At 62.1% G+C, this 14,614-nt stretch carries 16 protein-coding genes and 1 other RNA gene; 4 read left to right on the top strand and 13 right to left on the bottom strand.

What is annotated here, in order from left to right; genetic code table 11:
• Window positions 1-21: 21 nt before the first annotated feature.
• The 13 genes from ACZ5V4_RS01650 to ACZ5V4_RS01710 form a co-directional block, all read right to left on the bottom strand.
• Window positions 22-1,815 carry a Na(+)/H(+) antiporter subunit D gene (locus ACZ5V4_RS01650; RefSeq protein WP_464316441.1) on the bottom strand — a complete coding sequence of 598 codons (1,794 nt, stop codon included), beginning with the start codon at window positions 1,813-1,815 and terminating at the stop codon, window positions 22-24.
• Window positions 1,805-2,059 carry a hypothetical protein gene (locus ACZ5V4_RS01655; RefSeq protein WP_464316442.1) on the bottom strand — a complete coding sequence of 85 codons (255 nt, stop codon included), beginning with the start codon at window positions 2,057-2,059 and terminating at the stop codon, window positions 1,805-1,807. The genes ACZ5V4_RS01650 and ACZ5V4_RS01655 overlap by 11 nt, the downstream gene beginning before the upstream one ends.
• Window positions 2,056-3,552 (bottom strand): monovalent cation/H+ antiporter subunit D family protein, encoded by a 1,497-nt coding sequence (locus ACZ5V4_RS01660; RefSeq protein WP_464316443.1) that lies wholly within the window; start codon window positions 3,550-3,552, stop codon window positions 2,056-2,058. The genes ACZ5V4_RS01655 and ACZ5V4_RS01660 overlap by 4 nt, the downstream gene beginning before the upstream one ends.
• A gap of 63 nt (window positions 3,553-3,615) precedes the next feature.
• Window positions 3,616-3,942 (bottom strand): NADH-quinone oxidoreductase subunit NuoK, encoded by a 327-nt coding sequence (gene nuoK / locus ACZ5V4_RS01665; RefSeq protein ID WP_464316444.1) that lies wholly within the window; start codon window positions 3,940-3,942, stop codon window positions 3,616-3,618.
• Entirely contained in the window at window positions 3,939-4,469 is a 531-nt protein-coding gene (locus ACZ5V4_RS01670; protein ID WP_464316445.1) for an NADH-quinone oxidoreductase subunit J family protein, read from the bottom strand. Before ACZ5V4_RS01670 ends, nuoK begins: the two co-directional genes overlap by 4 nt.
• Window positions 4,466-4,909, bottom strand: a complete 444-nt coding sequence (locus ACZ5V4_RS01675; RefSeq protein WP_464316446.1) for a NuoI/complex I 23 kDa subunit family protein — start codon at window positions 4,907-4,909, stop codon at window positions 4,466-4,468. The genes ACZ5V4_RS01670 and ACZ5V4_RS01675 overlap by 4 nt, the downstream gene beginning before the upstream one ends.
• Before the next feature lie 2 nt (window positions 4,910-4,911).
• Complete coding sequence (gene nuoH, locus ACZ5V4_RS01680) at window positions 4,912-5,904, bottom strand: NADH-quinone oxidoreductase subunit NuoH (protein WP_464316447.1); 993 nt, start codon at window positions 5,902-5,904, stop codon at window positions 4,912-4,914.
• 25 nt (window positions 5,905-5,929) lie between these two features.
• Window positions 5,930-7,048, bottom strand: a complete 1,119-nt coding sequence (locus tag ACZ5V4_RS01685; protein WP_464316448.1) for an NADH-quinone oxidoreductase subunit D — start codon at window positions 7,046-7,048, stop codon at window positions 5,930-5,932.
• Window positions 7,045-7,617, bottom strand: coding sequence for an NADH-quinone oxidoreductase subunit C (locus ACZ5V4_RS01690; protein ID WP_464316449.1), 573 nt, complete (start codon window positions 7,615-7,617; stop codon window positions 7,045-7,047). The genes ACZ5V4_RS01685 and ACZ5V4_RS01690 overlap by 4 nt, the downstream gene beginning before the upstream one ends.
• A gap of 3 nt (window positions 7,618-7,620) precedes the next feature.
• Window positions 7,621-8,115: an NADH-quinone oxidoreductase subunit B gene (locus ACZ5V4_RS01695; protein WP_464316450.1), complete on the bottom strand. Its 495-nt coding sequence runs from the start codon at window positions 8,113-8,115 to the stop codon at window positions 7,621-7,623.
• Complete coding sequence (locus tag ACZ5V4_RS01700; RefSeq protein ID WP_464316451.1) at window positions 8,094-8,495, bottom strand: NADH-quinone oxidoreductase subunit A; 402 nt, start codon at window positions 8,493-8,495, stop codon at window positions 8,094-8,096. The genes ACZ5V4_RS01695 and ACZ5V4_RS01700 overlap by 22 nt, the downstream gene beginning before the upstream one ends.
• 566 nt (window positions 8,496-9,061) lie before the next feature.
• Entirely contained in the window at window positions 9,062-10,726 is a 1,665-nt protein-coding gene (locus ACZ5V4_RS01705) for an AMP-binding protein (RefSeq protein WP_464316452.1), read from the bottom strand.
• 12 nt (window positions 10,727-10,738) lie between these two features.
• Window positions 10,739-11,302, bottom strand: a complete 564-nt coding sequence (locus ACZ5V4_RS01710) for a helix-turn-helix domain-containing protein (protein WP_464316453.1) — start codon at window positions 11,300-11,302, stop codon at window positions 10,739-10,741.
• A gap of 126 nt (window positions 11,303-11,428) precedes the next feature.
• Between ACZ5V4_RS01710 and ssrA the strand changes: the two genes are divergently transcribed.
• The 4 genes from ssrA to ACZ5V4_RS01730 all read left to right on the top strand — a co-directional run bounded on the left by ssrA (window position 11,429) and on the right by ACZ5V4_RS01730 (window position 14,476).
• Window positions 11,429-11,779, top strand: a transfer-messenger RNA (tmRNA) gene (ssrA, locus tag ACZ5V4_RS01715).
• Between the two features lie 175 nt (window positions 11,780-11,954).
• A complete protein-coding gene (locus ACZ5V4_RS01720; protein WP_464316454.1) occupies window positions 11,955-12,416 on the top strand; it encodes an Arm DNA-binding domain-containing protein in 462 nt (153 codons plus the stop codon).
• Window positions 12,417-12,425: 9 nt separating this feature from the next.
• Window positions 12,426-13,640, top strand: a complete 1,215-nt coding sequence (locus ACZ5V4_RS01725) for a tyrosine-type recombinase/integrase (RefSeq protein ID WP_464316455.1) — start codon at window positions 12,426-12,428, stop codon at window positions 13,638-13,640.
• Window positions 13,641-14,044: 404 nt separating this feature from the next.
• Window positions 14,045-14,476, top strand: coding sequence for a hypothetical protein (locus ACZ5V4_RS01730; RefSeq protein WP_464316456.1), 432 nt, complete (start codon window positions 14,045-14,047; stop codon window positions 14,474-14,476).
• Window positions 14,477-14,614: the final 138 nt, after the last annotated feature.

Genomic DNA, 14,614 nt, shown 5'->3' on the forward strand with positions numbered 1-14,614 from the left:
GCCCTCGCTCCTCGGTTATGATCAGGCGAACACCAAAAGCGTAAGCGCGGCAGCCACCAGCAGGGCCGCGTACAGGATCACGTACTGGAGCCGCCCGCTCTGCAGGTGCCTGAGCGTCGCCCCGACTCCTCCCACGGCGTGGGCGATGCCGTCCACCACGCCGTCGATCACGTGCCAGTCGAACTTGCCCCAGAACCGCGCCGTGAACATCAGCGGGACGAGCCCGATGACGCGGTAGGCCTCGTTCACGGCGTTGTCCGCCGCCTGGATGGGCTTTCTCGCCAGCCAGTAGAAGCCGCGCCCGCCCATGCGGTAGAACCAGTCCAGGTCGATGCTGATCTTGGGCTCGGGGGTGAGCTTCTTGATCAGCAGGAAGAAGCCCAAGGCCGTGAACAGAAGTATCTGCAGGGTCTCGGAGACGTGGTAGGCCGTGTAGGGGTGGTAGTTGGCGGCCACCTCGGGGTACGGCAGCATCTGGTAGAGGTAGGGAGTGTAGCAGCCGATGAAGATGCAAAGCACGGAGGCCGCGAACATGGCCACCTGCATGTTCTTCGGCGGGTCCGCGGCCTTCTCCCAGGTTTCCTTCGAGCAGTTGTTCTTGCCGAACCAGATGAAGTACGGGACCTTGAGCCCTGTGTGCAGGAACGTTCCGGCCGAGGCCAGGGTGAGCAGGAAGGCCGCCCAGTAGTTGTGCTCCTCGAACCCGGCGGCCACGATCATGGCCTTGCTCACGAAGCCGCTGAAGAGCGGGAAGGCCGAGATCGAGAGCCCGCCTATGAGCGTGAACACGAACGTGCGCGGCATCCGGGACCACAGCCCGCCGAGCTCGGTGAATTTGCTCTTGCCCGTCATCTGGAGCACCGCGCCGCAGCCCATGAAGAGAAGCCCCTTGTAGAGGATGTGCGCGAAGGCGTGCGCACAGGCCCCGTTGATGGCCAGTTGCGTGCCGATGCCCACGCCAGCCACCATGTAGCCCACCTGGCTGATGATGTGGTAGGCCAGGAGCCTCCTCGAATCGTTCTCCAGCACCGCGTAGACCACGCCGTAGAGGGCCATGCACACGCCGAGCGGCACCAGTATCTCCATGCCCGCGAAGCCGCGCGCCAGGGCATAGACAGCGGTCTTGGTGGTGAAGGCGCACATGAACACCGCGCCTGACACCGTGGCCTCGCCGTAGGCGTCGGGCAGCCAGGCGTGCAGCGGGGGCACGGCCGCGTTCAGGATGAACCCGGCCATGATCAGCCAGGTGTCCAGGGTGGGGTTGTCCACGCCCACGGGGCCGAAAGAGAGGTCCCCCGTGGCCTTGTAGCGCAGCACGAACCCGGCCAGCAGCAGGAGCCCGCCGGCGGTGTGCACAAGAAGGTAGCGGTAGCCCGTGGCCAGGGATTCCTTCCTGCGCCTGAACCAGACCAGGAACACCGAGGAGAAGGCCATGAGCTCCCAGAAGAGGAAGAGCACCAGGTAGTCGCCGCAGAAGATGACGCCGAGCGACCCGGCCACGTAGAACCAGGCCGCCACGTGCTGGGCGTCCTCCTCCACGTGCAGGCCGTAGATGGTCCCGATCACGCACATGAGCGTCATGATGTAGGCGAAGACCATGGCCAGGGAGTCCACGCGCCCGAAGGTCAGCGTCCAGTCCAGGAAGCTGGTCACGCCGTAGGTGCCGCTGTGGCCCTGCATGGAGAGCACGTCGGCGAAGGCCAGCACGGGCACGGCCACCAGCCAGGCCTTCTTGAGCGCCTTCGGCAAGAGCGGCAGCACGAGCGCGCCGACGATCAATATCAGCGAGGGGTGGAGCCAGAACTCATTTATCATCGTAGTAGTCCTCGCGCGTCATGATGCCCAGGTGCCCGTACCACTTGGAGAAGATGATGATCAGCACGCAGGCCCCGAAGCCGAAGGCCGACCAGAAGCCCGGGATGCGCTCGGCGGCGGTGTGGGCGTGGCCCTTGTCCACGAAGCCCGCGTCCCAGAGCACCAGCAGGGCCAGCAGCACGCAGCAGCACTTGATCACGAGCGGCAGGCGCTCGCGCAGGAAGCCTATGAGCTTGACTATCATCCCGTCACCGCCTTGACGAAGATCATGAAGAAATCAGGGTAGATGCCGATGATCACGGAGATGGTCGCGGCCACCATGATCGGGATGACCATGGACAGCGGCGCCTCCTGGACCTTGGTGTAGGTTTGCCCCTCGGGCGGCTTGCCGAAGAAGGCCTTGTAGGTGACCGGCGCGAAGTAGGCCACGTTCAGGATGGTGCTGGCCAGAAGCACCAGGAGGATGCCCATGGTGTGGGCGGGCATTTCCAGCGCCCCCACGATGAGCTTCCACTTGGTCACGAACCCGGCCACCGGGGGCGCGCCGATCATGCTCAAGGAAGCCACGGCGAAGGCCCCGAAGGTGAAGGGCATGGCCCGGCCCAGCCCGCCCATCTCGGAGATGGATTTCTTGTGCGTGGCCACGTAGATGGCGCCCGCGCAGAAGAACAGCGTGATCTTGGAGAAGGCGTGGTTGGCGATGTGCACGATGCCGCCCTGGATGCCGTCCACGGTGAGGAGCGCCACGCCCAGCACGATGTAGGAGAGCTGGCTGACCGTGGAATAGGCCAGCCGGGCCTTCAGGTTGTCCTTGGAGAGCGCGATGATGGAGGCGGTCAGGATGGTGAAGGACACGAAGTACGCCGTGGGCAGGCCCAGGTTGAGCGCGCTCATGGTGTCCGTGCCGAAGGTGTAGAGCATCACGCGCGTGGTGCAGAACACGCCCACCTTGACGACGGCCACCGCGTGCAGCAGGGCCGAGACCGGCGTGGGCGCGACCATGGCGCTGGGCAGCCAGTTGTGCAGCGGCATGATGCCGTTTTTCGCGAACCCCAGGATGCAGCAGGCGTAGAGCACGGTGATCAACACGGGGCTGGTCCCGGCCGCGAACACGCCTTGGTGGATGTTGTGCGCGAAGTCCAGGGTGCCGGTGAGCACGTAGATGAGCACCATGGCGGGCAGGATCAGCCCCTTGGCCGTGGTGGTCAGGTAGATGATGTACTTCTTGGCCCCCTCGTAGCTTTCCGCGTCCTGGTGGTGGGCCACCAGGGGGTAGGTGCAGATGCTCACTATCTCGTAGAAGAGGTAGAGGGTGAAGAGGTTGTCGGAGAAGGCCACGCCGATGGCCCCGAACAGGGCCAGGGCGAAGCAGGCGTTGAAGCGCGTCTGGGCGTGCTCGTTCAAGCCCCTCATGTACCCGGCCGAGTAGAACACGGCGATGATCCACAGAAACGACGCGGCCAGGGCGAAGACCATGGAGAACGCGTCCGCCCTGAAGGACACCGTGAGCCCGGGCAGTATCTTGAAGAGCTGGTAGTGGAGCTCCCTGCCCTGGCCCAGCGGGGCCGGGGCCACGGTGGTGATCATGGAGGCGATCACCGCGAACATCGCCAGCGCGGCCACCAGCGACCACGACTCGCGCACGTTGGGCTTGCGCCCCGTGAGCATGACCAGAAACGACCCGGCCAGCGCCGCGAGTATGGCGAGCAGCGGTTTTACCGAAACGATGCTTTCCATGCCCTTGTCCCCTTCCTCTTCCCCGCGCCCTGGCGTCCGGGAATGCTTGCCGCCCCGGCGGGGCTATCCGTTCAGGTCCGAGACGTCGTCGGTCTCGATGGACTTGAAATTGCGGTACACGGCGATGATGATCGAGAGCGCGATGGCCGCCTCGGCCGCCGCGATGGCCATGACGAACAGGGTGAAGACCTGTCCCGTCACCGGGTCCGGCGAGGTGAAGCGGCCAAACGCCATGAAGTTCACCGAGGCCCCGCACAGGATCAGCTCCGACGCGATGAGCATGCCGATGAACGTGCGCCGCTGGATCACCCCATACACGCCGATGGCGAACAAAAACGCGCCCACGGCCAGGTAGGTCTCCAGGCTGTCGCCCAGGGTGAGGATGTTCACTGTCTGCTCCTTCCCTGGCGCGCCAGGACCAAGGACCCCACGATGGCCAGGAAGAGCACCACCGAGATCAGTTCGAACGAAAGCCCCCAGGTGTTGAGAAACGCCGCGCCGAGCCCCTCCAGGCCGGGACGCCCGGCCGGGCCCGGGATCTTCGTCCACTGGGAGCGCACGGCCAGGGCGGTCAGGGTCCACAGGAGCCCCGCCCCCGCCACGGCCGCCAGGGCGGACACCAGCACGGGCCTGCGCCTGCGCCGCTCGCCCGGCCCGGTGTTGGCCAGCATCACGGCGAAGATGATGGTCACGCAGACCGCGCCCACGTAGATGAGCACCTGCATCAGCGCCACGAACGGGCTGCCGAGGTGCCAGTAGAGCCCGGCAACGCCCACGAAGCACAGGGCCAGCCCGGCAACACTCCTGACCAGCTGCCCCGAGCCCACGGCCACGAAGGCCCCGGCCACGGTGACGGCCACGAAGACCAGGAAGAGGAGCCCCGAGAGGCCTTCCGGCGAGAACAGGGAGGGGGTCATGAGTGCTTGTCCTCCAGCCGTTTCAGCAGGTCGTAGACGAATTCGCTCTCGTGAAGCCCGGCCAGGTTGTATTCCTTGGAGAAATCCAGGGCCTCGGTGGGGCAGACCTCCACGCAGATGCCGCACAGGCTGCACTTGGTGAAGTCGAGCGTGTAGGCGGTGAGGGTCTTCTGCTTGGCCCCCTCCTTCTTCTCGCTCTCGAGCGTGATGCACCCCGAGGGGCAGCCCTTCTGGCACGCGCCGCAGACGATGCACTTGTGGCCCCCACGTTGCTCGTCCCAGACCAGCTCGGTGTGGCCCCGGTAGCGCGGCGTCATGGGGATGGTCTCGCGCGGGTACTGCACCGTGACCACCGGCATGAAGAAGTACCGGATGGTGATGGCCAGGCCCACGAACAGGCTCCAGGTGCCCAGGGCGATCTCTTTGATGTAGGCGGTCATGGTCAGAACACCTTCAACATGGCGCTGGTTAGGATCAGGTTGAAGAACGATATGGGTATGAGCACCTTCCAGGACAGGTTCAGAAGCCCGTAGAAGGTCGTGCGCGGATAGGTCCAGCGGACCCAGATCACCGTGAAGATGATCAGGTACATTTTGATCAGGAACCAGTGCACGCCCGGGAAAAGCCCGAACGGGCAGTTCCAGCCGCCTAAGAAGAGGATGGTGGCCATGCACGAGCCCACCACTATGTTGGCGTACTCGCCCATGAAGAACACGCCGAAACCCATGCCCGGGTATTCGGTGAACGCGCCCGCCACCAACTCGCTCTCGGCCTCGGCCATGTCGAAGGGCGCGCGGTTGGTCTCGGCCAGCATGCATATGTAGAACATCAGGAAGGCCACGGGCATGAGCGGGCTGGCCGTGAGCCTGAACACGTACCAGTTCCAGAACCCGCCGGACTGGAGCGTGACGATCTCGGTGAGGTCGAGCGTGCCCGCCACCATGACCATGGTCACCACGATCACCAGCATGGGGATTTCGTAGGCCACGTTCTGCGAGACAACGCGCGCCGCCGCGATGATGGCGTACTTGTTGCGCGAGCCCCACGCGCCCAAGAGAAGCCCCAGCACGTTCACCGAGGCGAAGGCGAACACGGCCAAAAGGCCCACGTCCAGGTTGCGGGCCACCAGGCCCTCGCCGAAGGGGATGGTCACGAAGCTCATGATGGCCGGGATCATCACCAGAAGCGGCGCGATCTTGAAGAGCGTCACGTCCGCGCCGTCCGGGGTGATGAGCTGCTTGCTCATGAGCTTGAGCCCGTCCGCCAGGGGCTGCAAGAGGCCGTAGGGGCCCACTTCCTTGGGGCCTATGCGGCGCTGGATGCGCCCGGCCTCCTTGCGTTCGAGCCAGACCAGGTAGGCGGCGTTCAGGGCCACGAAGCCGATCACGCCCACCAGGATGGCCACAAGCCTAAGGACCTCGGGATGGATGCTCATGACGGATGCTCCTCGCTCGGGCGCTTCACCGGTCTATCTCGGGGATGACGAGGTCCAGGCTGCCAAGAAGCGCCAGGGCGTCCGGCAGGAGCATCCCCCGGCAGGCCTCGCCGAAGACTATCAGGTTGGAGTAGCCCGGGGTGCGCAGCTTGAGCCGCCAGGGCACGTTGGTCCCGTCGCTCACCGCGCGGATGCCGAAGGAGCCGCGCGCGGTCTCCACGGCGTGGTAGTAGTCGCCCTTGGGGGGCTTCATGCTCTTTGGCACCTTGGGGGCCATCACCGGGCCCTCGGGCAGCTTGTCCAGGGCCTGCTCAATGATGCGCAGGCTCTGCACGATCTCGTCCATGCGCACCATGTAGCGGGCCATGGAGTCGGCCTCGGGGTACACGGGGATGTCGAAGTCGAGCTCGGGGTAGACCGAATAGGGTTCATGTTTGCGCACGTCGAAGTTTATGCCCGCGCCCCTGGCCACGGGGCCGGTGGCGCCGTATTTGCGGCACATCTCGGCGTCCACGAAGCCCACGTCCTTCAGGCGCTTGATCAGGATGACGTTCTTGGTGACGAGATCGTGGTACATGGGCAGGCGCTCGCGCATGCGTTTGACGAACGCCCTGGCCCCGGGCACGAAGTTCTCGTCGATGTCGTTGTAGAGCCCGCCGAAGCGGAAGTAGCTGTAGGTCAGGCGCGAGCCCGTGACGCTCTCCAGGAGGTCCAGGATCTGCTCCCTGTCGTCGAAGGCGTAGAGCAGCGGGGAGAAGCCGCCCAGGTCCAGCACGAAGGCCCCGAACCAGAGCAGGTGGCTCGATATCCTGTTGAGCTCCGAGGTGATCACCCGGACGTACTCGGCGCGCTCGGGCACCTCGATGCCCGTGGCGCGCTCAACCAGACAGCAGAAGCAGTGGTTGTAGGCCAGGGCGTGCAGGTAATCCAGGCGGCCGGTGTTGGGCATGAACTGCGCCCACCCCCTGTTCTCGCCCATCTTCTCGTGCATGCGGTGCGCGTAGCCGAGCACGGGCTCGGCGTCCGCGATGTACTCGCCGTCCATGATCAGCTTGATGCGCAGCACGCCGTGGGTTGCCGGGTGCTGCGGCCCCAGGTTGAGAACGAAGGTCTCGCCGGAGGTGGACTGGGCGAAGGAGCTCATGGCTGGTAGTCCTTGCGCAGGGGGTGGAAGTCCGCGTCCTCGGGCAGGAGCAGCGGCACGGGGTACGGGTGGCCTTCGAAGGTGAAGCCGAAGAACTCCCTGGTTTCGCGCTCGTGCCAGTGGGCGGCCTGGTAGATGTCCGAGATGGTCGGAACCACCGGGTTGTCGCGGGGCACGCGCACGCGAAGCGTCACACGGCAAAGCGCGGCGTAATGGTTGAAGTCGTAGACGGCCTCCAGGTCGTCGGGGCCAGCGGGGCCGGGCTCGGGCGCCGGTTCGGCCGGGGCGGCGGCTTCGCCCTCCCCTTCCGCGGCCTTGGCCTTGGCGGCCTTGGCGGCCGCTGCCGCCGCGGCGGCGGCCTCCTTGCGCCGGGCTTCCTTCTCGCCCAGCCAGTCCACGCCGGTGATGGTCTCGATGAAGAACTTGTGCTGATCCAGGATGGTCACGGCCTTGACCAGCGAGCCGGGGGCCAGGCTCACGTCCAGGTGGAAGCCCCTGGCCTTGTGGTCGGTCTCGGCGATTGCCAGGGGTGAAGCCCCGGCCAGCGCTTTGGCGATGGTGTCCTTCATGGTCTAGGCCTCCACCCTGGGCCAGCGGCGCGTGCCCGTCAGTTTCTCCTCGAGGGTGAGGATGCCTTCGATGAGCGCCTCGGGCCTGGGCGGGCAGCCGGGGATGACCACGTCCACGGGGAAGAGCTTGGAGGCCCCCTCCACGATGCCGTACTGGCCCTCGAACACGAAGGGCCCGCCGGAGATGGCGCAGTTGCCCATGGCGATGACCCACTTGGGCTCGGGCATCTGGTCGTAGAGGGTCTGCACGGCCGGGGCCATCTTCTTGCTGATGGTTCCGGCCACGATCATCACGTCGCTCTGCCTGGGCGAGGGCCTGAAGACCTCGGCCCCGAAGCGGGCCAGGTCGAAACGCGAGGCTCCGGTGGCCATCATCTCGATGGCGCAGCAGGCCAGGCCGAAGGTCATGGGCCAGAGGGAGTTGGCCCTACACAGGTCCAGAAGCTGGGCCAGCTTCGAGAAATGGACGACAGGGTTCAATAGGTCTTGCGTTCCCACCTGAACACTCCCTTCTTCCACGCATAATAGATGACCAGTGAAAGGATGCCGACGAACAGCAGTATTTCGAGGAAGGCCTGCAATCCGTCGACGAATCCCGGCTTGTTGTAGACGATTGCAGCCGGAAAGAGGAACAGCACGTCAACGGCGAACGCGACGAACATCAGGGCGTACAGGTAGTACACGACGCCGAACTTTATCCAGGCGTCCCCGATGGGGTCCATGCCGCACTCGATGAGCTGCGTGGTCTTTTTTCTGGTGTTGCGTGTGGAACGGGGTGCGAGCAGATAGACTACGATGAACGGGCCAAGGGCGAAGCCCAGGCCTCCGAGGAAGAAAACGGCAATATACAACAGATCGGTCGAGGCGAGTTTGTCCATCGGGGGGAACTCCTTCTCCGCTCTCTCGATTGCAAGTATGCGCGCCGGTCAAATCAAAGAAAATACCTGTACATCGCCTCCGAAGAAGCCACTCTTCCGCCGCAAACCCTACCTGAGCGGGGAGAACGCGGATGTGGTGTCTTTTGAAGATGGCCTAGCACCAAAAAGGGAACATTGACAATGTTTTCCTTAGATCATCCTTTTTTTCACATGAAGGACGCACCGCTTGGGGCGTGAAACACGCCTCGGCACCTCGATTCAGAATGATTAAATCAACTATTTCAAAGAAATATTCGCCGTGGCACCTTTTCGCCAGCACGGCCGGACCGGCTGTGCCAGAACGCAAGCAAGGCCTTCAAGAGCGTCATCCCACAAACTAACCACCATGAAATAATCGACAATTGACCAAGATCAAACGATCCGCGACCCGGATCGCGGCGCGCCGGGCCTCCTGCGGGGGGCAATAGAAAACGCCGCGGCCCGAAGGCCGCGGCGCGAACATGCGGAGGGACGGGTTTCGCGCGGGGGAGGCAGGTTGGGGCCTCCCCGGCCGCGCGCTCCGGGTTTTAGATGGTCGGCTCGGGCTTCTTGCCCTCGTCCTTGGCGCGGATCTCGGCGCGCTTGATCTTGCCGCTGATGGTCTTGGGCAGCTCGGGAACGAACTCCACGATGCGCGGGTACTTGTAGGGCGCGGTGACCTTCTTCACGTGGTCCTGGATGTCCTTGACCATCTCCGGCGAGGGTTCGAAGCCAGCGGCCAGCACCACGGTGGCCTTCACGGCCTGGCCGCGTTCGGGGTCGGGCACGCCGGTCACGGCCGCCTCCACCACGCCCGGGTGCGTCACCAGGGCGCTCTCCACCTCGAAGGGCCCGATGCGGTAGCCGCTGGACTTGATCAGGTCGTCGTTGCGGCCCAGGAACCAGAAGAAGCCGTCCTCGTCCATCCAGGCCTTGTCGCCGGTGTGGTAGTAGCCGCCGAACATCACCGAGGCGGTCTTCTCGGGCTCGTAGAGGTAGCCCTCGAACAGGCCCAGCTGCTTGCCGTCGCCCAGCCGGATGCAGATCTCGCCCTCCTCGCCCGGCGGGCAGGGCTTGCCCTTGTGGTCGAGCAGCACGATGTCCCAACCCGGGCACGGCTTGCCGATGGAGCCGGGCTTGACGTTCATGTTGGGGAAGGCCGCGATCTGGAGGGTGGTCTCGGTCTGGCCGTAGCCCTCGTAGATGGTGATGCCCGTGGTCTTCTTCCAGGCGTGGAACACGCCCTCGTTCAAAAGCTCGCCCGCGGTGGTGCAGTGGCGCAATTTGGAGAGGTCGAACTTGGAGAGGTCCTCGCGCACCAGGAAGCGGTAGATGGTGGGCGGCGCGCAGAACACGGTCACGCCGTTCTCGCTCATCACGCGCAGGAGTTCCGAGGGGATGAACTTGCCCCGGTAGTCCCAGGTGAACACGCAGGCCCCGGCGTACCATTGGCCGAAGAACTTGCCCCAGATGGACTTGGCCCAGCCCGTGTCCGCCACGGTGAGGTGCAGGTCGCCCGGGCGCAGGTCGTGCCAGTAGACGCCGGTGGTGACGTGGCCCAGGGGGTAATTGTGGTTGTGCACCACCATCTTGGGCATGCCCGTGGTGCCGGAGGAGAAGAAGATGAACATGATGTCCTTGCCGCCGGGCTTGTCCGCCGGGACAGGGAAGTCCGGCGAACCGGCCGCCAGGAGCTCCTCGTAGGCGTGCCAGCCGTCGGCCAGGGGCTTCTCGCCCACGCGCACCAGGGTCTTGAGCGTGGGGCAGACGGCCTTGACCGCCTCCACGCGCTCAACGAAGTCTTCCTCGGCCACGCAGGCGGTGATCCCGGCCTTGTTCACGCGGAACTCCACGTCGTGGGCCGTGAGCAGGTGCGGCGAGGGCACGGGCACCGCGCCCAGCTTGTGCAGGGCCAGCACCGCCACCCAGAACTCCACGCGGCGCTGGAGCACGATCATCACCTTGTCGCCCTTGGCCACGCCCAGGGACTTGAAGGAATTGGCCATGCGCGAGGACTGGGTGCTGAAGTAGCCCAGGTCGTAGTCGCGGCGGGTTCCGTCCGGGCCCACATGGACCATGGCCGGGCGCGAGGGGTCGGCCTGAGCCTGCGCGTCCAGGAAATCGAAGGCGAAGTTGTAGTTCTCGGGGATCGCAACGCCGTATCCGGCGCGGAACTCTTCGAAGGTATCAAAGCGTTTGAACTCGGGCAGCATTTTCGACCCCTCTTAGATGATGACGTCCAGGAACACGGCCTCTTTTCCGTCCAGCGCGCGCATGGCGTGGGGGATGGACGAACTGAAGTAGAGGCTGTCGCCCGGTTCGAGGGTCGCGGTGTCCTTGCCCAGGAGCACCTCCATGCGGCCTTCGATCATGTAGACGAACTCTTCGCCGGTGTGCTGGTTGTAGTGCACCTCGGCCCCGGCCGGGGAAGGCGGCACGGTGACCAGGAAGGGCTCCATGGAGGGCCGGTTGAAGCGGTAGGCCAGGGCCTGGTACTTGTAGGCCTTTCGCCTGGTCACGGAGAGCCCGCTGCCCTTCTTGACCAGGCTGTACTGGTGCAGCTTGGCCTCCGAGCCGGTGATCAGCGCCGTCAGGTCCACGCCCGTGGCCTTGGCCACCGCGTAGAGGTAGCTTACGGGCACTTCGCTTTCCCCGGATTCGTAGGCGGCGATTTCGTCCACGGCGACTCCAACGCGGGCGGCCAGGTCCTCGTACGTGAGGTTCATGGCTTCGCGCAGGTCCTTGATGCGGCGGGAGATGTCGCGATCAAAGGATTTGGGCAGGCTCATCGAGTCCCTCCTTGGCTGTAGATGGGGGCGAGATATCCCAAAAAGGTCCGGAATACGAGTTTTTTTCACACTCTTGAGACTTGCCGAAGGGCCCGGACGTCTTATATGGAGTGTCGGCACATCCCTGGGGGCGCACTGGTTTCGACGGGGATTGCGACGACAAGGTTGCAGGCCGAGGTTCCGCGAGGCCTCGTTAAACACGCGGAAACAAGTCAATCGCCAACGATTACGACTACGCCCTGGCCGCTTAAGGCCAGCCTCCCTCCGGCCGACGCCTGGTAAGCCGGATGTGGGGGACACCCCACCGGGCTGGCGCTCGAAGTTGTCCGTTGAATCGAGCGTAAGAACCTAAACGGTCTGGATTCGGGACGCCCGGCCGGAAGGCACGTCCGAATCGAGATCAATTTCCGGCCTACGCCTGTAGAAGCTTTGCCCAAGCGTTCTCGGACGGGGGTTCGATTCCCCCCGCCTCCACCAACAGGACTTCCAGTACAGTCCGACAAAGTCCACATCCCCCAGGAATTTAAGGAAAAAGGCGGCTCGCAAGGGCCGCCTTCGTCCGTTTCGGGCCGTTGACATCCATCCCCGCGACCGTATACCGAACCGTATGCGAGATGTTTTTTGGACTCCACGCCCAAAAGGTATACGGTCTATGCTCACAAATGAAGACATAGCAACGATTTCCCCCACTGGCAGGTCCTTTCGAATCCGAGTGGACAAGTGCCTTTTTCTGGAAGTCAGCCCCAAGGGTGGGAAGTGGTGGCGTTATCGTTTCCAGTTCAATGGGAAGGCCAACATGCTTTCCCTGGGCATCTTCCCTGACGTTGGCGTTGCTGAAGCGATCGCACGAAGGGATGACCTCCGGGGGCTTACCAGAGAGGGGATCAACCCATCTTCCTGGGCAAAGCTCCAGAAGGCAAAAAGCCAAGCGCAGGCTACAGCGCTACAAGCCCAAATAGACGCCGAACGATTGGCCTTAGTCCCGAAGGCGAAAATTCGTGCCAGTGAGTATGGTGACGGATCAATTGAGTTTGGAAGGGGCAAAGCCAGGATAAGATTCACACACGATGAGGCCGTCTTTCTGAAAGGTCTTCTGGATAAACTTCTGTCATAGAGGTATCCTATGCCGCTTACGGATGTACAGATTCGCAATGCCAAGCCAAAAGAGAAGTTGTATCGTCTCAAGGACGAACGCGGACTACACCTGGAAATAACACCGCAAGGTAGCAAGCGTTGGCGATTGCGATACTGGATCAACAGTCGTGAGAACTGGATTTCCCTTGGAGTTTATCCTGACATCTCCCTTAAGGACGCCCGCACACGCCGGGACGATGCTCGCCGACAGATCGCAAACGGCATTGACCCAAGCCAAGTACGCAAAGCCGAGAAAGCCGAAGCAGCAGAAATTGCCAATACTTTCGAGCGAGTGGCTCGTGAGTGGTTCGTAAAATTCCAGCCCACATGGACAGCCTCCCACGGTGATCGAATCATGCGCCGTTTCGAGAAGGACATTTTCCCCTGGATTGGCGCGCAGCCTATCAAAGACATTCTGGCTCCGGAACTCCTGACCACCGTTCGGCGCATCGAGGCGCGAGGAGCCATCGAGACGGCGCATCGAGCACTCCAAAACTGTGGCCAGGTCTTCCGCTACGCCGTGGCCTCCGGCTTCGCCGACCGGGACATCTCCGGCGATCTTCGGGGGGCCATCCCCCCATCCAAGGAAAAGCACCACGCAAGCGTCACGGACCCGAAAGAGGTCGCCGCGCTCCTCCGCACCATCGAGACGTACCAGGGATCGTTCATTACCATGTGCGCCCTTCGACTGGCCCCGTTGACTTTCGTCCGCCCCGGCGAGTTGCGTCATGCGGAATGGGAAGAGATCAACATGGACACAGCGGAATGGCGCATACCCGGAGCAAAGATGAAAATGCGCCAGCAGCATATAGTACCGCTGGCAAAGCAAGCCGTGCGTATCTTGCAGGACTTGCACCCCCTGACCGGATCGGGCCGCTACCTGTTCCCCTCGGTAAGGACAGCAGCAAGGCCTATGTCGGAAAACACGGTCAACGGAGCATTGCGCCGCTTGGGCTACGCAAAAGACGAAATGACCGGCCACGGTTTCCGCTCCATGGCGTCAACTCTCCTCAACGAGATGGGATGGAACCGGGACGCCATAGAGCGCCAGCTTGCCCATGCCGAGCGAAATTCCATACGCGCGGCCTACAATTTCGCGGAGTTTCTGCCTGAGCGACGCAAGATGATGCAGGGATGGGCGGACTACCTTGATAAACTCAGGGCAGGGGCCAAAGCCAGCTATCTTCATGCTTCAGACATGTAACCGGCCTATTTAATTTACAACCCCATCCCTGCATCAACAAATAATTCACTATGCGCAAAGTAAACGACATTCAAATTGTAAAGGCAAGTGACGTCATTCACCTAGCCGACATTGCCCTTAGGTGGCCGTTTCAACGGCATGTTAAGATTTGCAAAGAGATCTTCAAGAACAAACTCTGCACTTACACAACGATCGGAGAATTTGTAAACGACACGAATGACATTCACTATAAAATCGTTAAGCTTGACACGAAATACATGACACACAAGTTTCTATGCAACCATTTTTTGACCATCATATTCAAAACAAAACAAATCAAAACAATAGAATCTAAAAAACCATTCTACACATTGCGATCGATGCGAAGAAGCAATAATGAGTTTGAATCATGTTCAATTGAAAACATGAACAGATACGCACCACAACTTGCATATGCAATCTGCAAATACAGCAACAAATCAAACGCCAAGATATTTGACGACAACATCGTCGCCAACGACATAAACTCAACCGACATCAGTCTACACTTCTGCTTCAATGATGACAGAAAATATTGGATACTGCCAAACAGTATAATATGGCCATCGACATCACCTCACCACGCTCGAAAATCCAGGAGAAAGACGAAAGATCTTTCAGTAGTTATCAAATTTTGCGAGCAGCAGAAGCAAAACGGCATTACTGACAATAAAACCTTGGCAAGGCTGGTTGACGATTTCTTCCCTGGCGTACTGACCAACGGAGAGATGGGAGATTTACTCCCAGCCCGTGAAGGAACCAAGGTTAGTCATCACGCAAAGGTCAAACAAGGCAAGAAATTACGGGGAATTATATAGAAAGTACCACCTGGAGGTACCACCGCATTTGTACCGTACCAAGCGCTTGACAGTACCACAAGCGGGACATGCCACAAACGGCCCATGTTGAACGACATGGGCCGTTTTCGTTTTGAGACGGCCCCATTCCACGGAGGT

Source organism: Fundidesulfovibrio sp. YSD1, from assembly GCF_055397115.1.